The sequence below is a fragment of the Roseovarius sp. MMSF_3359 genome (assembly GCF_030733385.1).
Lineage (GTDB): Bacteria > Pseudomonadota > Alphaproteobacteria > Rhodobacterales > Rhodobacteraceae > Roseovarius.
In genome coordinates this window covers 234,358-261,047 of sequence record NZ_JASHJC010000004.1, presented here as the reverse complement: position 1 = coordinate 261,047, position 26,690 = coordinate 234,358, and the positions used below count along the sequence as shown (strand labels likewise).

Annotated in this window: 23 protein-coding genes; 9 read left to right on the top strand and 14 right to left on the bottom strand. The window is 61.1% G+C overall.

The genetic code is table 11. From position 1 onward, the window contains the following. Position 1 precedes the first annotated feature (1 nt). Genes dxr through pyrH form a run of 5 tightly spaced genes read right to left on the bottom strand, consistent with a single transcriptional unit; the run spans position 2 to position 4,046 of the window. Positions 2–1,180, bottom strand: a complete 1,179-nt coding sequence (gene dxr, locus RBB29_RS08190) for a 1-deoxy-D-xylulose-5-phosphate reductoisomerase (RefSeq protein ID WP_306114083.1) — start codon at positions 1,178–1,180, stop codon at positions 2–4. After that, complete coding sequence (locus RBB29_RS08185; RefSeq protein ID WP_306114082.1) at positions 1,177–1,962, bottom strand: phosphatidate cytidylyltransferase; 786 nt, start codon at positions 1,960–1,962, stop codon at positions 1,177–1,179. The genes dxr and RBB29_RS08185 overlap by 4 nt, the downstream gene beginning before the upstream one ends. After that, positions 1,959–2,702, bottom strand: coding sequence for an isoprenyl transferase (locus RBB29_RS08180; protein WP_306114081.1), 744 nt, complete (start codon positions 2,700–2,702; stop codon positions 1,959–1,961). Before RBB29_RS08180 ends, RBB29_RS08185 begins: the two co-directional genes overlap by 4 nt. Beyond that, positions 2,702–3,265, bottom strand: coding sequence for a ribosome recycling factor (frr, locus tag RBB29_RS08175; protein ID WP_306114080.1), 564 nt, complete (start codon positions 3,263–3,265; stop codon positions 2,702–2,704). Before frr ends, RBB29_RS08180 begins: the two co-directional genes overlap by 1 nt. A 49-nt stretch (positions 3,266–3,314) precedes the next feature. Next, positions 3,315–4,046, bottom strand: a complete 732-nt coding sequence (pyrH, locus tag RBB29_RS08170) for a UMP kinase (protein WP_306114079.1) — start codon at positions 4,044–4,046, stop codon at positions 3,315–3,317. A gap of 146 nt (positions 4,047–4,192) precedes the next feature. Between pyrH and miaA the strand changes: the two genes are divergently transcribed. Both miaA and RBB29_RS08160 read left to right on the top strand, forming a co-directional pair. After that, positions 4,193–5,074 carry a tRNA (adenosine(37)-N6)-dimethylallyltransferase MiaA gene (gene miaA / locus RBB29_RS08165; RefSeq protein ID WP_306114126.1) on the top strand — a complete coding sequence of 294 codons (882 nt, stop codon included), beginning with the start codon at positions 4,193–4,195 and terminating at the stop codon, positions 5,072–5,074. Between the two features lie 75 nt (positions 5,075–5,149). Next, entirely contained in the window at positions 5,150–5,962 is an 813-nt protein-coding gene (locus tag RBB29_RS08160) for an AraC family transcriptional regulator (protein ID WP_306114078.1), read from the top strand. A gap of 3 nt (positions 5,963–5,965) precedes the next feature. On the opposite strand, the gene RBB29_RS08155 is transcribed toward RBB29_RS08160, so the two are convergent. Next, a complete protein-coding gene (locus RBB29_RS08155) occupies positions 5,966–6,559 on the bottom strand; it encodes a lytic transglycosylase domain-containing protein (RefSeq protein WP_306121124.1) in 594 nt (197 codons plus the stop codon). A gap of 192 nt (positions 6,560–6,751) precedes the next feature. Between RBB29_RS08155 and ssb the strand changes: the two genes are divergently transcribed. Then, entirely contained in the window at positions 6,752–7,234 is a 483-nt protein-coding gene (gene ssb, locus RBB29_RS08150; RefSeq protein ID WP_306114125.1) for a single-stranded DNA-binding protein, read from the top strand. A gap of 59 nt (positions 7,235–7,293) precedes the next feature. Here the strand turns inward: ssb and RBB29_RS08145 are convergent, their stop codons facing one another. After that, positions 7,294–7,431 (bottom strand): hypothetical protein, encoded by a 138-nt coding sequence (locus tag RBB29_RS08145; protein ID WP_306114076.1) that lies wholly within the window; start codon positions 7,429–7,431, stop codon positions 7,294–7,296. Positions 7,432–7,476: 45 nt separating this feature from the next. Between RBB29_RS08145 and RBB29_RS08140 the strand changes: the two genes are divergently transcribed. Both RBB29_RS08140 and typA read left to right on the top strand, forming a co-directional pair. Then, positions 7,477–8,394, top strand: coding sequence for a GNAT family N-acetyltransferase (locus tag RBB29_RS08140; RefSeq protein ID WP_306114075.1), 918 nt, complete (start codon positions 7,477–7,479; stop codon positions 8,392–8,394). A gap of 84 nt (positions 8,395–8,478) precedes the next feature. Continuing rightward, positions 8,479–10,299: a translational GTPase TypA gene (typA, locus tag RBB29_RS08135; protein WP_306114074.1), complete on the top strand. Its 1,821-nt coding sequence runs from the start codon at positions 8,479–8,481 to the stop codon at positions 10,297–10,299. Between the two features lie 294 nt (positions 10,300–10,593). On the opposite strand, the gene RBB29_RS08130 is transcribed toward typA, so the two are convergent. The 3 genes from RBB29_RS08130 to recA all read right to left on the bottom strand — a co-directional run bounded on the left by RBB29_RS08130 (position 10,594) and on the right by recA (position 14,766). Further along, positions 10,594–10,881, bottom strand: coding sequence for a DUF1330 domain-containing protein (locus tag RBB29_RS08130; RefSeq protein ID WP_306114073.1), 288 nt, complete (start codon positions 10,879–10,881; stop codon positions 10,594–10,596). Between the two features lies 1 nt (position 10,882). After that, complete coding sequence (gene alaS / locus RBB29_RS08125) at positions 10,883–13,546, bottom strand: alanine--tRNA ligase (protein ID WP_306114072.1); 2,664 nt, start codon at positions 13,544–13,546, stop codon at positions 10,883–10,885. A gap of 125 nt (positions 13,547–13,671) precedes the next feature. Next, the gene (gene recA / locus RBB29_RS08120) at positions 13,672–14,766 is read right to left on the bottom strand and encodes a recombinase RecA (protein ID WP_306114071.1); all 1,095 of its coding nucleotides are present in this window, start codon (positions 14,764–14,766) and stop codon (positions 13,672–13,674) included. A 193-nt stretch (positions 14,767–14,959) separates the two neighbouring features. Here recA and RBB29_RS08115 point away from each other — a divergent pair, with 193 nt between their 5' ends. Next, on the top strand, positions 14,960–15,589 hold the full coding sequence (locus RBB29_RS08115) for a sulfotransferase family 2 domain-containing protein (RefSeq protein ID WP_306114070.1): 630 nt from the start codon (positions 14,960–14,962) through the stop codon (positions 15,587–15,589). Here RBB29_RS08115 and RBB29_RS08110 read toward each other — a convergent pair. The 3 genes from RBB29_RS08110 to guaB all read right to left on the bottom strand — a co-directional run bounded on the left by RBB29_RS08110 (position 15,581) and on the right by guaB (position 20,642). Continuing rightward, positions 15,581–17,878, bottom strand: coding sequence for an ATP-binding protein (locus RBB29_RS08110; protein WP_306114069.1), 2,298 nt, complete (start codon positions 17,876–17,878; stop codon positions 15,581–15,583). The two genes, RBB29_RS08115 and RBB29_RS08110, sit on opposite strands and share 9 nt — an antisense overlap. Before the next feature lie 106 nt (positions 17,879–17,984). Next, a complete protein-coding gene (locus RBB29_RS08105; protein WP_371931454.1) occupies positions 17,985–18,941 on the bottom strand; it encodes an RsmB/NOP family class I SAM-dependent RNA methyltransferase in 957 nt (318 codons plus the stop codon). Between the two features lie 252 nt (positions 18,942–19,193). Then, positions 19,194–20,642 carry an IMP dehydrogenase gene (gene guaB, locus RBB29_RS08100; protein WP_306114067.1) on the bottom strand — a complete coding sequence of 483 codons (1,449 nt, stop codon included), beginning with the start codon at positions 20,640–20,642 and terminating at the stop codon, positions 19,194–19,196. Between the two features lie 590 nt (positions 20,643–21,232). Between guaB and RBB29_RS08095 the strand changes: the two genes are divergently transcribed. Further along, positions 21,233–23,284, top strand: coding sequence for an ASKHA domain-containing protein (locus tag RBB29_RS08095; RefSeq protein WP_306114066.1), 2,052 nt, complete (start codon positions 21,233–21,235; stop codon positions 23,282–23,284). 269 nt (positions 23,285–23,553) lie between these two features. On the opposite strand, the gene RBB29_RS08090 is transcribed toward RBB29_RS08095, so the two are convergent. Further along, entirely contained in the window at positions 23,554–24,180 is a 627-nt protein-coding gene (locus tag RBB29_RS08090) for a response regulator transcription factor (RefSeq protein WP_306114065.1), read from the bottom strand. Positions 24,181–24,440: 260 nt separating this feature from the next. Between RBB29_RS08090 and RBB29_RS08085 the strand changes: the two genes are divergently transcribed. Next, on the top strand, positions 24,441–25,613 hold the full coding sequence (locus RBB29_RS08085) for an aminotransferase class V-fold PLP-dependent enzyme (RefSeq protein ID WP_306114064.1): 1,173 nt from the start codon (positions 24,441–24,443) through the stop codon (positions 25,611–25,613). A gap of 12 nt (positions 25,614–25,625) precedes the next feature. Beyond that, on the top strand, positions 25,626–26,600 hold the full coding sequence (locus tag RBB29_RS08080) for a D-glycerate dehydrogenase (protein WP_306114063.1): 975 nt from the start codon (positions 25,626–25,628) through the stop codon (positions 26,598–26,600). Positions 26,601–26,690: the final 90 nt, after the last annotated feature.

Below are 26,690 nucleotides of genomic sequence, written 5' to 3'. Positions count from 1 at the left end.
TCTACTTCCTACTCGCCTGTTCGCGCAGAATCTCATCGACGCAGTTACGTGCCAGATGGTCTGCTTCGAGCACTCTATCAAGGGTGATCTCGACATCATTGTGGCCAAGGCCGGGCGTTTGCCGGGTCAGGACCTCTTCGACCATGTCAGTCATATCACAAAACCCGATCCGCCCGCCGATGAAATGATCGAGCGCGCGTTCCTTGGCAGCGTTGAAAACCGCGCCGCTCAACCCGCCGATCTCCATCACCTCCCGCGCAAGCCTCAGTGCGGGGTAACGCGCAAGATCGGGGGCCGTGAAACTCAGCGTCCCGATGGCCGCAAGGTCGAGCCGCGCCACCGGAAGCTCCGCCCGGTCCGGCCAGTTCAGCGCATAGCCGATGGCGTGACGCATATCCGGCGGCCCGACATGCGCCATCAACCCGCCGTCGCAGAAGCCAACCAGCGCATGCACGACGCTTTCCGGGTGGATGAGCACTTCGATCTGCGCCGGGTCCACCCCAAAAAACTCTCGCGCTTCAATGACTTCCAGCGCCTTGTTGAACATCGACGCGCTGTCGATCGTGATCCGCTGCCCCATGTCCCAATTGGGATGCGTCGAGGCCTCCGCGAGCGTTGCATTTGCCAGTTGCTCAAGCGGCCAATCGCGAAATGCCCCGCCGCTTGCGGTGATGATGACACGCCGGACCGCAGCCGCGTCTTCACCCACCAGGGCCTGAAAAATCGCGGAATGTTCGCTATCGACCGGCAGGATGCGGGCGTTGTTGACCCGCGCGGCTTCAAGCAGAAGCGGTGCTGCGGTCACCAGCGATTCCTTGTTGGCAAGCGCCAGGGTCGCGCCCTGCTCCAGTGCCGCAAGACCGGGACGCAGGCCCGCGGCACCGACGATGGCCGACATGACCCAATCGGCGGGTCGCGCGGCGGCCTCGACGATGGCCTCGGCTCCGGCAGCGGCCTCAACATCGCTCCCTGCAAGGGCCGCGCGAAGATCGTCCAGAAGATCCTCCTGCGCAATCACCGCGATATCGGCGCGCAGCTCAATCGCATCGCGGGCCAGTTGCGCCACGTTGCGACCACCGGTCAGGGCGACGATATCGAAGCCGTCCGGCGCGCGCCGGATCAGGTCAATCGTGTTCTGTCCGACGGAGCCGGTGGCCCCTAGAATCGAGATCTGTTTCATGCGGCCCCCGGCAAGACCCCTGCCAGGAACAGGATCATCACCAGCATCGACGCGCCCAGAAGCGCATCAAGCCGATCCAGAACGCCGCCATGACCGGGGATCAGGTTGGAGCTGTCCTTGATCCCCATCTGTCGTTTGATGAAACTTTCGAGGATGTCGCCCATCTGCCCGGCAAAGGCCACAAGCATCGAGAGCGGCACCAGTGCCATCCCCATCGGCGTCGCCCCGGCAAAACAGAGGCCAACACCCGCTGCGCCAAGCCATCCGGCAACGGTGCCGGACCAGGTTTTCTTGGGGCTCACGCGGGGCCAGAACTTCGGCCCGCCAAAGGTGCGCCCGGCAAAATATCCGGCGATATCGGAAATGATCACGACAAGCACCACCCAGGAGATCCAGACAAGCCCGGCCTCCTCCCGCAGGATCCAGACCGAGAACCCGGCCACGAGGATCCAACCGGCAAAGGGCGTGAAAAGGCGTTTCAGTCGCGACACCTGGCTTGAGGACACGACCGCCGCGGCCAGAAGGATCGGCACCACCATGATGAACGGCACGACACTGGCGATGGTAACCGCCGCCGCGCCCAGAAGGCTCACGCGGATGGCCGCGGTCTGCTCGGCGCCGAACATGCGGGCGGCTTCCCACATCATGATACCGCAAAGCCCGATCACAGTAATCTCAAAGATCACCCCACCAATCCAGATATCCGCGGCACCGACGAGGGCCATCGCGATACCCGACAACACGCGCGGCGCCAGATCCGACCATTTGGCCGCATCGCTCATGCAGTCAGCGCCCCAAAGCGGCGTTCGCGCGCGCCATAACTTTGCAGAAGGTCCTGAAACACGTCGCGGGTAAAATCCGGCCACAGCGTGTCGATGAATTCATATTCGGAATAGGCTGACTGCCAGAGCAGGAAGTTCGAAATCCGCGCCTCGCCACTGGTCCGGATCACCAGATCGGGATCAGGCAGCACGCAGGTATCGAGGTATTTCGGCAGCGTTTCCTCGTCCACATCCTTGGGGTCGAGTCGCCCGAGCGCCACATCCTGCGCCAGACGTTTGGTCGCGCGCGACACCTCGTCCCGACCGCCATAATTAAGCGCAATCGTCAGGTTGATGCCGGTGCATTGGTTGGTCATGGTCTCGGCTTCGTCCATGAGCACCCGCAGTTTGCCATCGAGCCGGAACCGGTCGCCAATGAACCGCACGCGGACATTCGATTTCACGAACTCCTGCATTTCCTTGAGGATATAGCGGCGGAACAGGTTCATCAGACCGGCCACTTCGGTCTGCGTCCGCTTCCAGTTCTCGGTCGAGAAGGCAAATATCGTCAGGTACTTGACGCCAAGATCGGGGCAGGATTCCACGATCTCGCGCACCCGGCGCGCACCCGCATGATGCCCGAATAGCCGCGGCCGGCCACGGGCCTGCGCCCACCGGCCATTGCCGTCCATGATGATCGCAACATGGCGCGGCCCCGATGCCGGATGCGCGACTTCAGGTTTTTCCGGTTGAAGGTTCATCAGACCTGCATGATCTCTGCTTGCTTGGTCTCCAACGCGGCATCGACCGTGGCAATAAACTGATCCGTCATCTCCTGCACTTCGGTTTCCCAGAATTTCTGATCGTCCTCGGACATGCCGTCGCCCTTGGCTTTCTTGATCTGGTCCATGCCATCGCGCCGCACGTTGCGTACGGCGACCCGGGCGTTTTCGGCATATTGCGAGGCCACTTTCGTCAATTCGCGGCGGCGTTCTTCGTTCAGTTCGGGGATCGGCAGCATGATGATCGTGCCGTTCATCTGCGGATTGATGCCCAGACCGCTTTCGCGGATGGCTTTCTCGACCTTGCCCACAAGACCCTTGTCCCAGACATTGACCGTCACCATCCGCGGCTCCGGCACGTTCACGGTGCCGACCTGGTTAATCGGTGTCATCTGACCATAGGCGTCCACCATCACCGGCTCCAGCATGCTGGCCGAGGCGCGCCCGGTGCGCAGCGACGCGAATTCCGTCTTCAGTGAGGCAATCGCGCCGTCCATCCGCCGCTGCAGATCGCCTGTATCAAGTTCAAAGTCTTCCGCCATTACGGTTCTTCCTTTGTTGGGCGTTTATCGCCGTTGTTCTTCTTTAGCCTCAACCGTGCACGGTTGTATAGGTTCCGTCCCCATCCAGGATCCCCTTGAACCCGCCCGGCTCATCCAAGGAGAAGACGATGATCGGTAGGCTGTTATCCCGCGCGAGGGCAATCGCGCTGGCATCCATCACCTTGAGGTTCTTGGCCAGCACCTCGTCATAGGTCACATTATCATACCGCTTGGCATCCGCATGGGTCACCGGGTCCTTGTCGTAAATGCCGTCCACCTTGGTGCCTTTGAAAATCGCCTGGCAGGCCATCTCATTGGCGCGCAGGGTCGCCGCCGTATCCGTCGTAAAATAGGGGTTCCCGGTCCCCGCTGCAAAGATGCAGACCCGTTTTTTCTCCAGATGGCGCACGGCGCGACGGCGAATGTAAGGCTCGGCCACCTCGTCCATGCGGATGGCGGAAATGACCCGGCAGAACACCCCGAGCTTCTCAAGCGCGCTTTGCATCGCCAGGGCATTCATGACCGTGGCGAGCATGCCCATGTAGTCCGCGGTGGTGCGTTCCATGCCCTGCGCACTACCCTGAAGGCCGCGAAAGACGTTGCCGCCACCGATCACCATGCAGATCTCGACGCCGAGGTCGTGCACGATCTTGACCTCTTTCGCGATCCTCTCGACCGTCGGCGGGTGAAGGCCAAACCCCTGATCTCCCATCAACGCCTCACCGGATATCTTCAACATGACGCGGCTGAACTTCGTGTCGGCGGATTGGGATTCGGACATTTGCACTCTCTGTTTGTGGCCCTCGGGCGATCGCGCGCAAAATGTATGAAAACGAGGGCGGGTTCAATCACTGAGTCCGCGCTTCGGACGTTTTCGCGCAAATCTGCCTCGCAATGCCTGGCGATCTGCCGTATCTGAGTGCGCTGATGGCCTTTGAAGTCGACATACCCCCCAATATGCCCGTTCTGATCGCCGGTCCCACGGCATCCGGGAAATCGGCGCTCGCATTGCGCATCGCGCAGGAGAAGGGCGGCACGATCATCAATGCCGACGCGCTTCAGGTCTTCGGCAATTGGCGTGTCCTTTCGGCCCGACCCTCCGCCGACGAAGAAAGCCGCGCCCCGCACCGGCTCTATGGTCATGTGGCGGCGGATGCGACGTATTCTGTCGGGCATTGGTTGCGCGAGGTGGCACCGCTCCTGTCCGGACCCGACCGTCCGATCATCGTCGGTGGCACCGGGCTCTATTTCGCGGCGCTCACCGAAGGGCTCGCTGAGATCCCACCGACGCCCCCCGCCATCCGGCAGGAAGCCGATGACTTACGCGCGCGAGACGGGATTGCAGCCCTGCTCGCGGAGATTGATCCCGTGACCCGGGCGCGGATCGACGTGCAAAACCCGATGCGGGTGCAACGCGCCTGGGAGGTCCAGCGGGTGACCGGTCGGGGGCTGGCGCATTGGCAGGACAACACACCGCCGCCCCTCTTGCCCCTTGACCGGACAGCGCCACTTCTGATGGACGCGGACAAGGAATGGCTCAACGACCGTATCGCACGGCGCTTCGATCAGATGTTGGCCACCGGCGCATTGGACGAGGCACGGGCCAACCTGGCGAATTGGGACCCGTCAGCCCTTTCGTCCAAAGCGATAGGCGCGCCCGAGCTTATCGCACACCTTAAAGGTGAGTTGACCCTGGACGCCGCGCGCGAGGCAGCAACAATTGCGACTCGCCAATTCGCCAAGCGTCAGCGCACCTGGTTCCGCGCCCGCATGGGCGGCTGGACGCCGATTGATCCCCTATCTCTTTGACATAGACTTCTGATATAATTGATAAACAGGTTCGTTAATTTGAAACCTGATCGCAATAGCGAGATCAATGAAGGCATGCCCCAACCGATCCGCATACAGACCCTCGCCCAATGGTCCGACGGAGCCGCCTGGCGATGGGAATTACAGCATAGTCTCGACACCCACGCGCTGATCTGGACCACGCGCGGCCAGGGGTTGAGCATCATCGAAGGGCGCCGGCGCGGGGTCGGCGTTCACAATGCGATTGCCCTGCCCGCCAAGACGCTTTTTTCCTTCGATCTGGGCAAGCAGGTCTACGGCCTCCTCACCCTGATCCCACCCGGCAGCCCGGTTCTCATGCCCGATGAACCGCAGCATCTGCGCATCCGGGACGCTCACGCGCAAGGCGAGTTGTCCGCGATCCTGGAGGCGCTTCAACGCGAACAGAACACCGGGCGCGATTTCGCGGATGAGGCGATGGTGGCGCAAGCGCACCTGCTGACCGTCTGGCTGCGCCGCGCGATGATTGCAGAGGAGGAAGAGGCCCGCAAACCCACGGCTGCGGAGAACCTTCTGCGGGCGTTCTCCGCGTTGGTCGAGCGGGACTTTACGACCGGCAAGCCGATGGCGGAATATGCCCGCGCCCTTGGTGTGACGCCGACGCACCTGACCCGGTGTTGCCGCCAGTGTTGCGGGTTGACCGCCGCGGATATCCTGACGCAGCGCACCGTGCATGCCGCGCGCGAACTGCTCGAAGAAGGCACCAGCCCGATCCAGAACATCGCCTCCCGCCTGGGGTTCAACAGCGCCGCCTATTTCTCGCGCTTCATTCTGCAGAATACCGGCAAGACACCGTCGAGCCTGCGCAAGGAAACGACGCAGAAGCGCAAGCTGGTGCGGTCCGGCTGATCCTCAGCTGCCCCAGATGATGCGGACGTAGTTCTTGGTTTCCTTGTAGGGTGGGACACCGCCGTATTTCTTCACGGCGCCGGGTCCGGCGTTATAGGCGGCAAGGGCAAGGCGCCAGGAGCCAAACGTGCGGTATTGCTCCGCAAGATAGCGCGCACCGCCCTCCAGGTTCTCGTAAGGATCATGCGGGTTCACCCGCAGTTTGCGCGCAGTGCCGGGCATCAGCTGCGCCAGCCCGATCGCCCCCTTATGGGACCGCGCCGTGGGCTTCCAACCGGATTCCTGTTGTACCAGCCGCAGGAACAGATCGCTCGGCACCCCGTGCCGCCGCGCCGCATCCTTGGCCATCTGCAGGTAGGGACCCCGGTAGCGGCCCTCATAGGCCTGGGTGGAGGTGTCCCCCCATTTCGTCGGCGTAATCACTTTCTGTGGCTGAAGCCGGACCGAATTCTTGTATTGCTGACGTGCGCGCGAATCCAGAACGCCAGTTTGGGATTTGAACAGCTTGGCACGGGATTTGGTCGACAAGGTTTCGGCATTGACACCCATAGGGAAAACCAGCCCGAAGGCCAAGATTCCAGCCACAAAAACACGCATTTCCGTCCCTGCCCCCAATTGCAACTCGGCGCAATATACGCGGTTTGAAAAAAATATCCAGATTTCCCGGACGCTTCGGCCTGTTCCCGCCCCACGGCAAGAATTTCTTAAACCTTTATGCTTTCCTTCATCCCCGTGAGATGGTGTAACCGTCTGCAACGAATTTTGACAGATGACGACAAGGAGGTCGCGATGGCCGGATCGGTGAACAAGGTAATTATCGTGGGCAATCTGGGCCGCGACCCGGAAGTGCGCACGTTTCAGAATGGCGGCAAGGTGTGCAACCTGCGCATTGCCACGTCAGAGACCTGGAAAGACCGCAACACCGGTGAGCGGCGCGAGCGGACCGAATGGCACACCGTGGCGATCTTCAACGAAAATCTGGCGCGGCTGGCAGAGCAATATCTGCGCAAGGGGTCGAAGGTCTATGTCGAAGGCAAGCTCGAAACCCGCAAGTGGCAGGATCAATCCGGTCAGGACAGGTACTCGACCGAAGTCGTGCTGCGCCCTTACGCAGGTGAGCTGACCTTTCTCGACGGTCGCAGCGATGGCGGCGGCGGTGGTGGAGGCGGCGGCTATGGCGGCGGTCAGGGCGGTTACGACAGTGGCCCGTCGCAGGGTGACCCGATGGGCAGCGCGCCCTCACGCGATATCGATGACGAAATTCCGTTCTGATCCACAACCCGGATCACGATCAGGCAAGGCCGCCCGCATCCGGGCGGCCTTTATCGTGTCTAGAACAGCATGTCTGCCAGGGTCAGAACGACCGAGACCGGCACGCAGAGGGTCAAAGCCACCAACAGGGCCGCGCCAAGGGTGGGACGCGGTGATGGTGCATAGACCCCGAGGATGTGGTGTTTTTTGTGGGCCATATCCGAATTAACCACGAATTAGGTTTTCATTCGGTTAATTGGCGCATGGAAATCACCCGCTCCACCTCCTTTCCCGCAACGGCTTCGGCGCTTCAACAATCGGACGAATATGCCCGGGCTGTCACCCATTTGGGCGGCGACGCCGAGGCATATGTCGCCCACGATCAGGATCACCCGATTGCCCGGGTGCAGATCGTCAAACGCCGGTTTGGGCCCCTGCCCGTGTTCTGGGTGCCAAGGGGGCCGGTCTGGGCGCAGTCCCCCTGCCCGGATACCCGCGCCCGGCTTTGGCGGGTGCTACCGCAGATCGCGGGACATGGCATGTGGATCGTGGCACCGGACAGCGCCGATGATCTGGCCGCGATCCGACACACCCAACTCATGTCGCCACAGCATGTGGCCGAGATCGACCTGACCGCGGATGACGGCACCCGGCTTTCACGCCAGCATGTCAAATGGCGCAACCGCCTCCGCCACGCGCAGAACACGGGCCTCCAGGTCGCCCATCGGCGCTTCGATCCGCTGCGCGATCAGACGGTCCTGATCCGGGAGGCCACGCAGCAGCGCAAACACCGCTATCGCGGGTTGCCACCCGCGTTTGTGCTGGCCTGGGCGCAGACAAACCGCAGCGCCAGTCGCCTCTTCACCGTCAGCCACGAGGGCAAGGCTGTAGCCCATATGCTGCTCCTGCTGCATAGACCCGTGGTTACATACCACATCGGTTGGTCGGGCATGGTCGGGCGACGCCACTCCGCTCACAATCTGGCGCTTTGGGCGGCGTCGCAATGGCTGCACCGCAAAGGCTTCGCGCGGCTCGACCTAGGCAGCGTGGATACCGAACATGCGCCCGGCCTTGCACGGTTCAAGATCGGTAGCGGCGCAACCGTGCGTCCCCTCGGGGCCACCTCCTTGCACCTGCCGCACCTGTCGCGGCGCAGGCTGATCCGCCACGACGCGGCGTGAAACACGCGACCCGGTCGCTTTGCCTCTGGCCTTTCGGCGCGGCGGCGTATAGGGCGCGGGCAAACAACCCAAGGACACGCCCCCATGGACATGCGCAACATCGCCATCATTGCCCACGTTGACCACGGCAAGACCACTTTGGTGGATGAGCTTTTGAAGCAATCCGGCGCCTTTCGCGAGAACCAGGCGGTGGACGAGCGCGCCATGGACAGCAACGATCTGGAGCGCGAACGTGGCATCACCATCTTTGCCAAGCCGACCAGTGTTGAATGGAAGGGCACGCGCATCAACATCGTCGACACGCCGGGCCACGCGGATTTCGGCGGCGAGGTGGAGCGGATCCTGAGCATGGTCGATGGCGTTGTCCTGCTGGTCGATGCCGCCGAAGGGCCGATGCCGCAGACCAAGTTCGTCACCTCGAAGGCGTTGGCGCTGGGCCTGCGTCCGATCGTGGTGCTCAACAAGGTCGACAAGCCCGATGCGGAACCGGATCGTGCGCTTGACGAGTGTTTCGACCTCTTCGCCAATCTCGACGCCAGCGAGGATCAGCTCGATTTCCCGCATATGTACGCGAGCGGCCGGTCCGGTTGGGCTGATCACGACCTCGACGGACCCCGCAAAGACCTGAGTGCGATGTTCGACCTCATCGTCAACCACGTCCCCGCCCCGCGGCAGATCGCGCGTCAGGACGAGGATTTCCGGATGCTGGCCACGACCCTGGGTAGCGATCCGTTTGTGGGGCGTATCCTCACCGGACGGGTCGAATCGGGCAAGCTGAAGGTTGGCGCCACGGTGCAGGCCCTGTCCCGCGTGGGCCAGAAGATTGAACAGTTTCGCGTTACCAAGATCCAGGCCTTCCGCGGCCTTGCCACGCAGGATATTGACGAGGCGGTCGCCGGGGACATTGTGAGCCTTGCCGGCATGTCCAAGGCCACTGTGGCCGACACGATCTGCGCCCTGGCGGTGGACGAGCCGCTTGAAGCGCAGCCCATCGATCCGCCGACCATCACCGTGACCTTCGGCATCAACGACAGCCCGCTGGCCGGTCGTGACGGTAAGAAGGTGCAATCGCGCGTGATCCGTGAGCGCCTGCTCAAAGAGGCCGAGTCCAACGTGGCGATCCGCGTGAGCGACACCCCCGGCGGCGAGGCGTTCGAGGTTGCCGGACGCGGCGAATTGCAGATGGGCGTTCTGATCGAGAACATGCGCCGTGAAGGGTTCGAGCTCAGCATTTCGCGCCCGCAGGTTCTGCTGCGCGAGGATGAGGACGGCCAGAAGCTGGAACCCATCGAAGAGGTCACCATCGATGTCGATGACGACTATTCCGGCGCCGTGATCGAAAAGATCACCGGCCCCCGCAAGGGGGAACTGGCCGAGATGAAACCGGCGGGCGCGGGCAAGACCCGGATCATCGCCCATGTGCCGTCGCGGGGCCTGATCGGGTATCACGGCGAGTTTTTGACCGATACGCGCGGGACCGGTGTGCTCAACCGCGTGTTCCATGGCTGGGCGCCGCACAAGGGCGCCATTCCGGGCCGTCGTGCCGGGGTGCTGATCTCCATGGAAAACGGGGATTCGGTCGCCTATGCGCTGTGGAATCTCGAAGAGCGCGGCCGCATGTTCATCGGCGCGCAGGCCAAGGTCTATACCGGCATGATCATCGGCGAGCACAGCCGTGACAACGATCTTGAAGTGAACCCCTTGAAGGGCAAAAAACTAACCAACGTCCGCGCCAGCGGTAGCGACGAAGCAGTGCGTCTGACCACGCCGATCACCATGAGCCTGGAAGAGGCGATTGCCTATATCGACGATGATGAGCTGGTTGAGGTGACGCCAAACGCGATCCGCCTGCGCAAACGCTATCTAGATCCGCATGAGCGCAAACGGATGTCAAAAACCGCCTGATCGGTGCAATCCAAGCCATGGGGTTATGGTGTCCTTGAGCAGACATTACCCGCTTGAGTGCTAAGCGCGCATTGCGGGACCGCGGGCGGGCGATCCGCCGGTGGTGGGGGGCGCTTTATGGCAGCCAAATACATGTATCCTCAGAAGGGTGCACTGATCTCGTGAAATCGCCGGCCCTTGCGGGCGGTCCGGCGATGCGCGGCGGCCTGCGGCCCTGATTCCGCGCAAGGCAAAACTTGAATGTCTGCTCAAGGCCGATTTCCACCTCCCGGCTCTCTCTCAGACCAGAATCTCCTAATCCGTGGTCTCCACCACGACAATCTCGCGCTCAGCCGCCTGCTTGGCCCAAACAACCGCTTCCTGATAGCGCGGGTCGTTATAGGCCGCCATCGCCGCATCGACCGACGGGAAGCGGGCGACCACGTTGCGTGCGCGTCCTTGCCCTTCCATCTGTTCGACACGTCCACCACGGGCAATGAACTCACCGCCATGATCCGGGATGACCACTGAGGCGACCTCGATGTATTTTCCGTAGAGTTCCGCATCTTTTACATCGACGCGGGCAATCCAAAGTGCGCCCATCTTATCCTCCCAAAACTGCGCTTGCGGCGCTGATCGCCGCATCTGCATTAGCGGCGTCCTTGCCGCCGCCCTGCGCCATGTCAGGGCGACCACCGCCGCCCTTGCCGCCCAGTTCCGGCACAGCCGCGCGGACCAGGTCAACGGCTGAAACCTTGTCCGTCAGGTCGTCGGTCACGCCCGCGGCCACGGCCACCTTGTCGCCCGTGTCAGCGATCAGCAGAACGGCGCCCGAGCCAAGCCGCGATTTATGCTCGTCGATAAGCGATGGTAGATCCTTGCCCGACACCCCGTTCAAAACCTGCGCCAGGAATTTCACCCCATTGATCTCCTGCGCTTCGGGGCCATCACCCTGCCCCGCGCCACCGGCCATCGCCAATTCGCGCCGAAGCTGCGCCACCTCGTTGGTAAGCGCCTTGCGTTCATCCATCAACACCCGCACCCGCTCGACCACATCGCCGGGCTGCGCCTTGAGTTCGCCGGCCAGGGCGCCCATGCGACGATCCTGCGCGCTCAGATACCGAAACGCCTGCGCCCCGGTCAGCGCCTCGATCCGCCGCACACCCGCGCTGGAGGCCGTATCGCCAAGCGCCACGAAAAGACCGATATCACCCGTCTGCCGCACATGCGTCCCGCCGCAAAGCTCGATCGAATAGGTCCGCCCGTCGAGCCCTTTGCCCGATCCGTCTTCGACGCCCATCGACACGACACGAACCTCATCGCCATACTTCTCGCCGAAAAGCGCCTGCGCGCCCAACCCACGGGCATCGTCGGGCGTCATGATCCGGGTCTCGACCGGGGCGTTTTGCCGGATATAGTCGTTCACTTCGGTCTCAACCCGGGCCAATTCATCGGCGCTCAGGGCTTTGGTGTGACTGAAATCGAACCGCAACCGGTCATCGGCATTGAGCGACCCGCGCTGCGCCACGTGATCGCCAAGCGCCTTGCGCAACGCCTCGTGCAGCAGGTGCGTGGCTGAGTGATTGGCACGGATCGACGTCCGCCGCGCGTGATCCACTTCAAGCTGCGCCGGCTGCCCCTTGGCAATCTCGCCGTCGATCACCTCAGCCAGATGGATGAAGACGCCGGCGGATTTCTTAGTATCCGTGATCCGGGCCACGCCGGTATCCGTCCGCAGCGTCCCGCTATCGCCCACCTGACCGCCCGATTCCGCGTAGAACGGCGTTTGGTTCAGCGCGATCTGAACGCTGGCCCCCTTGGTGGCGCTGTCCTGTTGTGCGCCGTCGCTAACCAACGCAGCAATCTGCCCCTCGGCGATCTCGGTGTCATACCCCAGGAAATCCGTGGTGCCCGCCGCATCGGCAATATCGAACCAGACGCTTGCATCCGCCGCCTCACCCGAGCCGGACCACGCCGCGCGCGCCTTGGCTTTCTGCTCCGCCATCGCGCTGTCGAACCCGTCCACATCCACCTCGCGGCCCTTTTCGCGTAGCGCATCCTGGGTCAGATCGAGCGGGAAACCGTAGGTGTCGTAGAGTTTGAACGCGGTCTCCCCCGGGAGCGCGGCGTTTTCCGGTAAGCCCCCTAACTCGTCCTCCAGAAGCCGCAAACCACGGTCAAGCGTCGTCTTGAACCGGGTTTCTTCCAGTTTGAGCGTCTCTTCAATCAGCGCCTGCGCCTGCCCCAATTCCGGGAAGGCCTGGCCCATCTGCGTGACCAACGCGGGCACCAGTTGGTGCATGACCGGGTCCTTTGCCCCCAGGAGATGCGCATGCCGCATCGCCCGCCGCATGATCCGGCGCAGCACGTATCCCCGCCCCTCGTTCGAGGGCATCACCCCGTCGGCGATCAGGAACGACGTCGAGCGCAAATGGTCCGCAATCACCCGGTGATGCACGTTGCCCGGCCCGTCCGGATCCTGGTTCGTCACATGGGCGGACGACTCGATCAAGCTGCGCATCAGGTCGGTGTCGTAATTGTCGTGCTTGCCCTGCAAGAGCGCGCCAATCCGCTCAAGCCCCATGCCTGTGTCGATCGACTGCATCTCAAGGTCGATCTGCGAGCCGTCTTCAAACCGCTCGTTTTGCATGAAAACGAGGTTCCAGATTTCGATGAACCGGTCACCATCCTCTTCGGGACTACCCGGCGGTCCGCCCCAGATTTCGGGGCCATGGTCATAGAAAATCTCAGTGCAGGGACCACAAGGCCCCGTGGCGCCCATCGACCAGAAATTATCATCTGTCGCGATCCGGATAATACGATCATCCGAGAGGCCCGCATATTTCTTCCAGATTTCCGCCGCCTCGTCGTCGGTATGATAGATCGTGACCAGCAGTTTGGACTTGTCCAGTTCGAAATCCTTGGTCAGCAGGTCCCAGGCGAAAGGGATCGCCTCTTCCTTGAAGTAATCCCCAAAGCTGAAATTGCCCAACATCTCGAAAAACGTGTGATGCCGCGCGGTGTAGCCCACATTGTCGAGATCGTTGTGTTTACCGCCTGCCCGCACGCATTTCTGGCTGGTCGAAGCGCGTTTGTAGTCGCGTTTCTCCGCGCCGGTGAAGAGGTTCTTGAACTGCACCATGCCCGAATTCGTGAACATCAGCGTCGGGTCGTTGCGTGGCACCAGCGGCGAGCTGTCAACGATCTCATGATCGTTGCGGTCAAAGAAGTTCAGGAAGGTCGAGCGGATTTCGTTCAGCGTCGGCATGGGCGTCTCTTTTCGGGCAAAATGGCCAAGCGTTCCGCTGATTTATCCCCGCCCGTGGCGCATGTCCACCGTAAGAAAAAGCCCGGGGTTATCCCCGGGCCTTCGCGTGCTGATTTTTCGGCGGTTTACGCTTCGAGGATATCGTCATCCGGCGCATCGCGTTCCGCCTTTACCTCGGCTTCGGGCATGTCGAAATCCAAGCCGTGGGCGGCCCTGATCTTATCCTCGATTTCAAGGGCGATGCGGCTGTTTTCCTTCAGGAAAGTCTTGGCGTTTTCGCGGCCCTGGCCGATGCGTTCATCGCCATAGCTGAACCAACTGCCCGATTTTTCGACCACACCGGCCTTCACGCCCAGATCGAGAAGTTCCCCCATCTTGGAGATGCCTTCGCCATACATGATGTCGAATTCCACCTGCTTGAAGGGCGGCGCGACCTTGTTCTTGACCACTTTCACGCGGGTCGCATTGCCAACCACCTCGTCTCGATCCTTGAGCGCGCCAATGCGGCGAATATCCAGGCGAACGGAGCTGTAAAATTTCAATGCGTTGCCGCCGGTCGTCGTTTCGGGGCTGCCGAACATGACGCCGATTTTCATCCGTATCTGGTTGATGAAAACAACGGTGCATTTGCTGCGATTGATGGAGCCGGTCAGCTTGCGCATCGCCTGGCTCATCAGGCGGGCATGAACACCCACGCTGCTGTCGCCCATCTCACCCTCAAGTTCGGATTTTGGCGTCAGCGCGGCCACCGAGTCGACAACAATCATGCTGACCGCGCCCGAGCGCACCAGTGTATCGACGATCTCGAGCGACTGTTCACCTGTGTCGGGCTGCGAGATCAGCAATTCATCCAGATCAACACCCAGCTTGCGGGCATAAATCGGATCGAGCGCGTGTTCCGCGTCGACAAAGGCGCATACCCCGCCTTTTTTTTGCTCTTCCGCGATGCAATGAAGCGTCAACGTGGTCTTGCCCGAGCTTTCCGGGCCATAAATTTCCACGATCCGGCCTTTCGGCAATCCGCCGATCCCAAGTGCGATGTCCAGCCCCAGAGAGCCGGTCGATGTCGCTTCGATATCCTGTGCCGGGTTATCTGCGCCCAGCTTCATGATCGAACCCTTGCCAAACTGCCGCTCAATCTGCGCCAACGCGCTGTCCAGCGCCTTTTGTTTATCTGCGTTTTTCTTGTTATCCATCGCCAAAAGATCTGCTGTTGCCATGTTCGAGTTTCCTTATTTCACACCCTGTCACGGGCGGCAATGACTGCCTTGTTCACCTCTTGTTCTCAAAGAGGTATGAAGACAAAAAGAGAACATTTCAAGAAAATTGTTCAGATCCTCAGTTTTTCCGACAAGAGTTAAAGAGTCGTTTACGAATGCCTGAAAACCTCCAGACAATCTGAAAGTGTCTGACATGCTTATATTTTCAAAGGCGAAACTGGTATTTCTCTCGGTGCCAAAAACCGGCTCAACCGCGTTCCACGAGGCGCTGGCGCCCCATGCTGCGATCGCCGTTTGCGACCCACCGCAACTGAAACATGCGCCTCTCTATCGGTACAATCGTTTCTATCGGCCCATGGTGGACAGATTTATCGGCGCCGACATGGATATTCTGGCGGTCGTTCGCGAGCCGATCAGCTGGCTTGGGAGCTGGTATCGCTATCGCCGTCGCCCCGACATGCTGGGGAGGCCCAATGCCACCCATGATCTGAGCTTCGATGATTTCATCGAGGCTTATTGCCGCGTCGAAAAACCGCCTTTTGCCAGGGTTGGATCGCAAGCCCGGTTTCTTGCGCCGACGCCAAACGGTCTCCAAGTAACACATCTCTTCCGCTACGAAGACCAGGCCGGGTTGCTTGCATTTCTCGAAAGTCGGCTCGGGGTTCGGATTTCTCCCGAAAGGCTCAACGCCTCATCAGGTCAATTGCCAGTACTCTCCGACAAAGCGGCCTCCAGGTTGCGGATCGCACGGCCAGAGGATTTCGATCTATGGAACCAAATTCAGCCAGGCGGCATCTACAGACCTGAGCTCATATCAGGATAGTTGCTGCTGAACGGTTTCTGTCAACTCTGTGAGCGAGAACGGCTTCGGCAAGAAAACGGAGTTCGGAATCCGTGCCTGGGTATCGCCGAAGGTCTCTTCGGCATAGCCCGACACAAACACCACGTTCACATCAGGCCGTTTCTTCAAAGCCTGCTGCACCCAACTGGGACCGTCGATACCAGGCATGACCACGTCCGTGACAAACACGTCGATATCGAGGCCATCATCCTCCAGAAGTTCCAAAGCATCTTCGGCAGATTCGGCCTCAAGCACGGTAAATCCACGCAATTGCAGCGCACGGCTGGCAAAGGCTCGCACCGGCGCCTCATCTTCGACCAGAAGCACGACACCTTCGACCGGCGAGTCGGCCGCAGCCTCGGCTTTTTCGGCAACGGGCCGTTCCTCGACCACGTCATAGGCGGGCAACAAGAGTTGGAACGTGGTCCCCACATTCGGAGTGCTGTCGGCAAAGATGAACCCACCGGTCTGCTTGATGATCCCGTAGGCTGTCGAGAGGCCAAGCCCGGTCCCTTCCCCCGTACGCTTTGTCGTGAAAAACGGCTCAAACACCTTCTGCAGCTTGTCAGCCGGAATGCCCATACCCTCATCAATCACCTCGACCGACACATAGCGGCCCGGCGCGACGACGGCCCGATCGCGCCGCAGCGGCTCATCCAGAACGAGGTTTTGTGTTTCGATCCGTATATCGCCACCTTCCGGCATCGCATCGCGCGCATTCACGACGAGGTTCATCAGAACCTGCTCCAACTGCCGCTTGTCGGCGCGAATGGCCGACAGCATCGGATCATGACTAAGCGACAGCGTCACCTTCTCCCCCACAAGGCGGTTCAGAAGATGGGTCAGGTCGGAAAGCGCATCGCGCAGATCCATGACCTCGGGGCGCAAAGTCTGCTTGCGCGAATAGGCCAGCAACTGCCCAACCAGCGCGGCGGCACGATTGGCGTTCTGGTTGATCTGCGTCAGATCACCGTAATCAGAATCCCCCTCGTCATGGCGCAGCAGCAAAAGATCACAATGGCCGGAAATCGCCGTGAGCAGGTTGTTGAAATCATGCGCGACACCACCGGCCAACTGGCCAATGGCTTGCATCTTCTGACTTTGCACGAATTGAGCTTCGAGCGATTTCAACTCCGTCGCATCGTTAAGCACCGCGATCAGGACAGTCTCTCCATCCTCGGTCGCTCGGTTCAACGTCACCTGAACGAAGACCTCCCGGTCCTCGCGCTTAACCCGCAGAAACTCGGAATGAACCGTGCCGCGATTATCCGCAGCATCCTCAAGCCAGTCCGCGATAGAACGCCCCAGACCTTCCATCAGGTCACCGAGGATCATCTCGTCGCAATCCCCGACGCCCAGCAGATCCCGTGCCGGGCGGTTTGAAAGGGCGACCTGCCCATCTCGGCTAAGCTTCAGCAAGGGGACTGGCATCTCGTCGAAAAACGCCCAGCCATCGGGCTGCCGCTCTTCCGCTTCGACCCCTGGAAGCAAGAACATCTCCCGACGTCCCGCCGTGCCCTCAAGTTCGACCACCATGCAAGGCGACGTCCCGTCCGGCGTGTTGATGTCGTTAAGCTGTCCGGAACGCAGTGGCAGTTTCGGACAAATGCGGCCAAGATTACGCGCACGTTCGCCAATCAACTCGCGCGCCGCCGTGTTCATGAACAAGATCGCGTCGTTCCGGCCCACGGTTAGCATCGGCAGCGGCACAGGGTCACTGCTTCGTTGCGGGCGGTCCGCGGATTTCTCAATACGCCAAAGGAAGTTCGCGGCCCCGACACGGTGAACCGCCAGCCGCAGGTGGCCCTGTCGCGTGACAACATCTTCTTGTGCAGCGCCAGTAGCAGATGCGCGCGACTCCATCCGGAACAAGATGGCGCCGGGATTTGCGAGCACCTTTTGCAGGGCCCCGGCCAACGTCTCGCTCTCGAGCACGTCGTAGGCGTCTTCCGCAGCAGGGTTATGACAGAGGATCTTGCCATCCTCGGCTGTGACGATCGTCGGTGCGGTATCTTCCTTGATCACATCCGCCAAGGCACCAGCACCCCGTTTGCCGACACTCCCACCCAAGGTGGCGGCCATCTTCGTCCAGAATGCCACAAGAGCTAGGGTGCCGGCCATTGCGGCCATAGCGGTGCGGTAAATGCCGGGCTCGACAAACCAGGCGCCCGCCGCGAACAGCAACGCCGCCCCGATCACCAAAATGACGCGCGAGCGCAGTTGAACCGCGGCGCGCTGGATGGGTCCGGTCGTGCTTGAGGTAAAGGCCAAAATCCGCGTTCCAGTTGTCGATTCGTTACTGCCGTTTCTGGCTGAAAAGACTTAACTCAGACTTAACGACACCCCATTTGACCCTCTATGGTTGTATTATGCAACATTACTTTATTTTAAGCTGCGCCAAAAAGAACCCGTCCCCCATATCCGACACCGGCCAGTGACGTTGAGAGACAACTTGCCAATCCGGATGACGCGCCAGAAATGCGCCGATCCGTTCCTCATTTTCCGGTGCGAGAACGGAGCAGGTCGCATAGGCCAACAGGCCATCCGGCGCCACGAGGCCCGCGGCGCGATCAAGAATAGCGTCTTGCGTGCGGTTGAGGTCCGTCAGGTCCGCCGCCGTCAGCCGCCACTTCGCATCGGGGGTACGACGCCACGTGCCACTGCCGGAACAGGGAACGTCACAAAGAACCAGGTCAAACATTTGTTTTTCCAAATGATTTGCATCCTGAACACGCACGGACACACCTGCGCGCCTGGCTCTGGCAGGCAGGTCTTTCATGCGCTGCTGGAGCGCATCATGCGCCACCCATTGCCCTTCAAGGCGCGCCGCGAGGGCCAGGACCTTGCCACCACCGCCCGCACAATAGTCCAACACGCAACCGGTTGGCCTGACATCAAGCATTTCCATGGCGGCCTGGCTGCTGCCATCCTGAAGCTCAACAAACCCTTCCCGATAGGCCGCAGATTGCGCCACCTGCCGTGCCCCTGTGATGACGCGCAACGCCGTGGTCGCAATCGGCACCGTTTCGACGTTGATCCCCTCATCGGCCAATAAACGAAGAGCCGCCTCCAGGGCTGTTTTCCGGATATTGACGCGCAGCATGACCGGCGCGCGGGTCTTCAGTTGGTTTGCAACATTCCTGGCTTGAACTTCGCCTCCTAGAGAATTGATAAATAGAGGAACAAGCCAATCCGGAAGATCCATCGCCACGCCTGGCTCCAGCGGCGTACGACCTGCAGAAAGTTCATCTGCAGTGAGCGGTTCGGGCGCATGACCCTCACCATTAAAGCAGGCTTCAAGATCAATCTCAGCCGCGCGCAGGGCGCCGATCATCACACCGCGCCCGGTCTCCGCCCCTCCACGACAGCCGTAGGATCGCAGACACCGCAGCGCCTGGAAGACATGGTCGCGCACCGCCGCACGGTCCTTGGACCCGGCAAAACGGGAACGCCGCGCCCAACCGGCGAGGGCCTTCTCTGCGGGCGATCCGCTACGGATCTCATCCAGGATCTCGATGGCCGCCTGAACCCGCGCACCGGGGGTCATTTTTCTGCCTTCGCTCCGCCGCGTAAGCCCCTGTATTTCCTAACCAACACGGTAGTTCGGGCTTTCTCGGGTAATCTGGACATCATGCACATGGCTTTCGCGCAGGCCGGCATTGGTGATCTTGACGAATTCGCAGCCGGTGCGCATTGCATCAATCGTCGCACAGCCGGTATAGCCCATAGCCGCACGCAACCCGCCGACCAATTGGTGGATCACACTCCCCGCACCGCCTTTGTATGGGACCTGACCTTCGATCCCCTCGGGAACCAGCTTGTCGCTGGCGGCATCCTTCTGAAAGTAACGGTCGGCGCTGCCACGTGCCATGGCACCGAGCGAGCCCATCCCGCGGTAGGATTTGAACGACCGGCCCTGGTAGAGGATCACCTCGCCGGGGGATTCGTCCGTTCCGGCCAACATCGAACCCACCATGGCGCAGGACGCCCCGGCGGCGATCGCCTTGGCAAAATCGCCGGAAAACTTGATGCCGCCATCGGCAATCACCGGGATGTCGCCCGCCCCGGCAGCACAATCGCGGATCGCTGTCAGCTGCGGCACGCCAACGCCGGCGACCATCCGCGTGGTGCAGATACTGCCCGGACCGATGCCGACCTTGACCGCATCCGCACCGGCGCCGATCAGCGCCCGGGTCGCCTCGGCGGTGGCGACGTTCCCGGCCACAATCTGCACTTCGTTCGACAATTTCTTGGCGCGCTCAACGGCCAGTGCCACCCCTTCGGAATGCCCATGCGCCGTGTCGATCACGATCATGTCCACACCGGCATCGACAAGCGCCTCGGAACGCTCGAACCCGGCATCGCCCACGGTTGATGCGGCGGCCACGCGCAAACGGCCCAAACCGTCCTTGCAGGCCTGCGGGTTCAACACCGCCTGTTCGCTGTCTTTGAGCGTCAAAAGACCGGTGAGCTTGCCCTCACCATCAGTCACCAGCAGCTTCTCGATCCGCCGCGCCTTCATCAGGCTCTTGGCCTCATCGAGATCCGCAGGCTCCTGCAACATGGCAAGATTGTCGCTGGTCATCATCACCCGCACGGGCGTGGCGTCATCCTCGGCAAAGCGCATGTCGCGGTTGGTCACGATCCCCACCACACGGCCATCGCCATCGACGACGGGAAACCCGCTCACGCGGTAGCGCGCCTGCAGCTCCTTGGCATCGGCCAGCGTCTGATCCGCGGTCAGGGTGATCGGGTTATAGACGATCCCGGATTCGAACCGCTTGACCAGCCGAACCTGACGCGCCTGTTCTTCCGTATCGAGGTTGCGATGAATGACGCCCATGCCGCCGGCCTGCGCCATGCAGATCGCCATCTGCGATTCCGTGACCGTATCCATGGCCGAGCTAACAAGCGGGATATTGAGGTCAATCGAGCGCGTCACCCGCGTCCGCGTATCCGCCGTATTCGGCAGCACATTGGACGCAGCAGGTACCAGCAGAACATCATCGAAGGTCAGTGCCTCACGAATCTCCATTGCATTTCTCCATGGACAGATCGTTTGACGCCTCCCTATTGCACGGTCTCGCATGAATGGAAAGGGTCGCCGTCGCGGTTAGGTGAATTTGTCGGGAGTCCGCTTGGTCGGCAGACCGAACGTCCAAAGACGAACAGTGCGATTGCCAGACCGGGGGATGGCGATCAACCGCTATTAAACGCACGTTCTCTGCCCGGATCTGAAAGGATCTGAACGGCGTGCAACCTCGCCCAATCGCCGACCAGGCGGGCGATCTGGCGGTCGCTAAGGGCCTCAATTCCGCGCGGATGGAAAGCGTGAAGATCTGCGATGGGCTCTGTCCTCAAACAACCAGATTTCGCGTCCATTTCTCTGATAACCGTATTCCTGGGTATGCGCCCTACGGAATCCACGCACCACTTAGGCCACAAGCCTGGGGTATTCGTATCGCAATCGACCAAGCCATGCTTTGCACGCCCCACGATTTTCTGAACGATGCACTCCCTCTATGACGCTGCGAGGATATTATATGCCGGTTGCAGGCTTCCTTGCGCGCGACGCCAAACTATGATCTGCGCGGAAGGCAGATGTTTCGCTGAAAGGCACCCGTCATGAGCACCGATCCCCTTGTTGTTTTCACACCCTCGGGCAAGCGTGGCCATTTCCCGAAAGGCACGCCGGTCCTGACCGCGGCGCGCCAGTTGGGGGTCGATCTGGATTCGGTCTGCGGCGGGCGCGGGATCTGTTCGAAATGCCAGATCACGCCAAGTTACGGCGAGTTTTCCAAGCATGGCGTGACGGTCGCCGACGATGCGCTCTCGGAATGGAATTCGGTCGAGCAACGGTATGACGACAAGCGCGGGCTGCAAAAAGGCCGTCGCCTTGGGTGCCAGGCGCAGATCATGCGCGATGTGGTGATCGACGTCCCCGCCGAAAGCCAGGTCCACAAACAGGTCGTGCGCAAACGCGCTGAGGCCCGCGACATCATCATGAACCCCTCGACCCGGCTTTACTATGTCGAGGTGGAAGAACCCGACATGCACGAACCTTCCGGCGATCTGGAGCGGCTGGTGCGCGCTTTGAAGGAGCAATGGCAGCTTGAGGGCGTCCGCGCCGATCTGCACATCCTGCACATGATGCAGCCCGCCCTGCGCAAAGGCGGCTGGAAAGTAACCGTGGCCGTGCACCAGGGCGACGACACCCATGTGCCGAAAATCATGCATATCTGGCCGGGCTATTACGAGGGCAAGATTTACGGGCTGGCGGTCGATCTGGGCTCCACCACCATCGCCGCGCACCTCTGCGATCTGGCCAGTGGCGAGGTCATTGCGTCATCGGGCATCATGAACCCGCAGATCCGCTTTGGCGAGGACCTAATGAGCCGGGTCAGCTATTCGATGATGAACAAGGACGGTGCGACCGAGATGACGCGCGCGGTGCGCGACGGTATGAACGCTCTGTTCGTGCAGATCGCCGCCGAGGCCGAGATTGACCGGACTTTGATCGTGGATGCGGTGTTCGTCTGCAATCCGGTGATGCATCACCTCTTTCTGGGTGTTGACCCGTTCGAGCTGGGTCAAGCCCCCTTCGCGCTCGCTACATCCTCGTCCATGCAATTGCGGGCGGTCGAATTGGACCTGGAAATCCATCCGGGCGCGCGGGTCTATATCCTGCCCTGTATCGCGGGCCATGTGGGCGCCGATGCCGCCGCCGTGGCGTTGTCGGAGGCACCGGACAAATCCGAAGACTTGGTGTTGGTGGTCGATGTGGGTACCAATGCCGAGATCCTACTGGGCAACAAGGACAAGGTGCTGGCCTGTTCCTCGCCGACCGGTCCGGCCTTTGAGGGCGCGCAGATCAGCTCCGGTCAGCGCGCGGCCCCCGGCGCCATCGAGCGGGTCGAGATCGACCCCGAGACCAAGGTGGCGCGGTTCAAGGTTATCGGCTGTGACCTCTGGTCCGACGACGAGGGTTTCGAAGCCCAGACCGCCGCCACAGGTATCACCGGCATCTGCGGCTCCGGCATCATCGAAATGGTAGCCGAGATGCGCATTCACGGTATCCTTGACGGTCCGGGCCTGATCGGCTCACCGGAACAGACCGGGACTGACCGCTGCTTCCTGGATGGGCGCACCTATTCCTACATGGTCTGGGACGGTTCTGCCGATGGCGGGCCGGTCATCACCGTGACGAACCGTGACATCCGCGAGATCCAAATGGCCAAGGCCGCGCTTTATTCCGGCGCGCGGCTGCTGATGGACAAGTTCGGCGTGGATAAAGTGGACCGCGTGGTCCTGGCCGGGGCCTTCGGTGCGCATATCAGTCCGAAACACGCGATGGTCCTCGGCATGATCCCCGATGCCCCTCTCGACAAGGTGACCAGCGCCGGCAATGCCGCAGGAACTGGCGCGCGCATCGCGCTCCTGAACACCGAGGCGCGGGACGAGATCGAACAGACCGTGCACAACATCCACAAGATCGAAACCGCCATCGAGCCGCGCTTCCAGGAGCATTTCGTCAACGCCTCCAACATCCCCAATGCAGTCGAGCCCTTCCCGATCCTTGAAACCGTCGTCACCCTGCCGGAGGTTAACTTCAACACCGGCAGCCGCGACGGCGGCACCGAAGGCAGCGGCGGTCGCAGACGCAGACGGCGCGGTTAGCAGAGACGCTGGCCTTAACGGTCGCCTAGAGCCCTTTGTGAACATTCGGGTTTGAACGCCGCGCGGAATCGAGGGCGAAGCCCGCCGCGCGATCGCCAGACCGCCCGCAAGGGCTGGCGATTTGGAGAGGTTGCGCACCGATCAGAGGTTATTCGGACTCTGCAAAGATAAAGTGCATCTGAAACCAGTTGATCGCCACCCCGCGGTCTGGCCATCGCGCGGCTCATTCCTGGTTGTCGGGTTTGTCCGCAGAACGGTCACGTCGCCCGTCAGTAATTCCCGGCCACATATTTGGCGATGGCCCCGCCGCGGGAATTGACGTCGAGCTTCTGATAGATCGCCTTGAGGTAATATTTGACCGTGTTTTCGCTCAGGCCGAGCCGGGCGGAGATCTGGAAATTGGTCAGGTCATTGACCAGCAGCGCCAGGATCTCATGTTCGCGCCGGGTCAGGGTGTCGGTGCTCTCGGATGTGAGGCGTTTGAGGATCTCGGTCGGCACGATGGAATGCCCATCCACCAGTTTGCCCAGGATCTTGGGCAGGCTGGCCAGGATCTGGCTCATCATGCAGACGGAATTGGCCCCGGACTTGATGGCCGTGCGGATGAACGCAAATTCCGTATCTTCTGCCACAACCACGACCATGGCGTGCGGAAACTCTTTCTGCAGCATCGTCAGCGATTGATTGAGGTCGCAATCGGTCAGGCGCACCCCCAGGATCACGATGGCCTTGCCGTCCACCGCCTTGAGCTCCCGGCGCAGGCTGGCCAGGTCCGTGGCAAAGCTGCCGAGCTTGACTTCGGGAATGCCCGACACAAGCGACCCGATGCCCTGACAGACGATCACCTGTCTGTCGGCTACAATGACTTGGGGCTCTGATCCAATTCGATCCTGCATGTCCACCTTACTATACGTTAACCAATTCAAAACTGGCTTTTTTCCGACAGGTAACCCGCGGAAACCGATGAAATCAAAAGAAAATTCAGTATGCCGAGGTATGCGACTCCCTTCCCTTTCGCGCCCCTGCCGCCCGGGCGGGTAGGCCATCCTACCCGTTCGTTGGCACAAGTGCGCCCCCGATTATCACCGCCATCTGTCCGGGCGTATAAAATGGCCGAAACCTGCCGATACTGACCGAAAAATCAGGAGACACCTCAATGTACGGCAACAACCACCTCTTCATTCCCGGCCCGACGAACGTCCCGGAACCTGTGCGCCAGGCGATGAACATCCCGATGGAAGACATGCGCGCCCCGGATTTCGGCAGCTTTACCAAACCGCTGCTGGCCGATCTGAAGAAGGTGTACCGGACAGAAACCGGCACGGTGTTCCTCTACCCGTCCTCCGGCACCGGCATGTGGGAGACTGCGATCACCAACACGCTCAATGTGGGCGACAAGGTGCTGATGTCGCGTTTTGGCCAGTTCTCGCTTTTGTGGGTCGACATGGCCGAACGCCTGGGCCTTGATGTCGATCTCAGCGAGGTCGAGTGGGGCAAGGGCGTTCCGATCGAGGAGTATGCCGAAAAGCTCGCCGCCGACAAAGAGCATCAGATCAAGGCCGTCTTTGCCACGCAGAACGAGACCGCCACCGGCGTGAAATCCGACATTGCCGCCGTGCGCAAGGCGCTGGATGATGCAAACCACCCCGCCCTTCTTTTCGTTGACGGCGTAAGCTCCATCGGGTCGGTCGAGTTCGAGATGGACAAGTGGGGCGTCGATTGCGCCGTCTCAGGTTCGCAAAAGGGTTTCATGCTCCCCGCGGGTCTGGGCATTCTGGGCGTCAGCGAAAAGGCACTGGCCATGCGTGAAAACGCCAAAATGCCGCGCTGCTATTTCGACCTGCAGGACATGCTGAACCTCAATGGTGACGGCTACTTTCCCTACACACCTGCCACGCAACTCTTCCGTGGTCTGCGCGTGTCGCTCGATATGCTGCTGGAAGCGGGTATGGAAAACGTCTGGCAGCGTCAGGCCTGGCTTGCCGCCGGTGTGCACAAGGCCGTCGCCGCCTGGGACGGCTGCGAATTGGTGGCACGCGGGCCGGAATGGGCCTCCGATACCGTCTCGGCCATCTATGCGCCCGATGGCGTCGATGCACGGGACGTGATCTCGGGAGCGTACAACAAGTACCAGACCTCGCTTGGCACCGGTCTCAACAAGCTGATGGGCAAAGCCTTCCGCATCGGGCATCTTGGGTCACTGAACCCGGTGATGCTGTGTGGCGCGATCTCGGCCGCGGAAATGGCCCTGCGCGATGCAGGCGCCAAAATCGAGCCCGGATCAGGCGTTGCCGCCGCGCAAGAACATTACCGCGAACATGCCGGTTAAGGAGAGGCCCAGATGAGCACCCCGAAAATTCTTGTTACCCGTCGCTGGCCGCAGGAAACCCTCGATCGCGTGGCGCAGGTGGGCGATGTCACCTTCCGCGATCCCGATACGACGATGAGCCATGATGAATTCATGGAAGCGGCCAAGACCTATGACGTGATCATGCCCACCGTGTCCGACAAGATCCCGGCGGAGTTCTATCCGGCGGCCAAGGGCAAGGTGAAAATCCTGGCCAGCTACGGCGTGGGATACAACCATATCGACGTGGACGCCGCCCGCGCCAACGATATCGCGGTGACCAACACACCCGACGTGTTGACCGATTGCACCGCCGACCTGGCCATGGGACTGCTTCTGGCCGCCGCGCGGCGCATCGGCGAAGGTGAGCGCGAAACCCGCGCGGGCAATTGGGAAGGCTGGCGCCCGACCCATATGATCGGCAAAAAGGTCAGCGGCGCGACGCTGGGCATCGTGGGCTTTGGCCGGATCGGTCAGGCGATGGCGAAGCGCGCGCATTTCGGCTTTGGCATGAAGATCGTGTTTCAGGACGCGTGGCAGGTGCCCGACGACATCAAGGCATCGGCGGGCAATGCCACACAGCTTGGCAGCATCAACGAGGTTGCCGCGCATTCCGACTTCCTGTCGCTGCACTGCCCCGGCGGTGCGGACACGTTCAAGCTCATCAATGCCGAAGTGTTTGGCGCGATGAAAAAGGGCTGCATCCTGGTCAACTCTGCCCGAGGTGACGTGGTGGACGAGGATGCGCTTTTCGACGCGCTCGACAGTGGCAAGCTGACCGCCGCGGGCCTCGATGTCTATATGGGTGAACCGGCGCTCGACCCGCGTTTCCTCAAGTATGACAACCTTGTGCTTGCCCCGCATCTGGGGAGCGCCACGGACGGGACGCGCAACGCCATGGGCCACCGCGCCATCGACAATCTTGAAGCATTCCTCGCCGGTGAAAAGCCCCGCGATCTGGTAAGCTGATCGATAGCTAACCCGCTTTCTATGCAAATTCAGACGGGCTGTGACTTTCCGGGTCACAGCCCGTTTCGATTCGCTTCTGCACCTGCATCA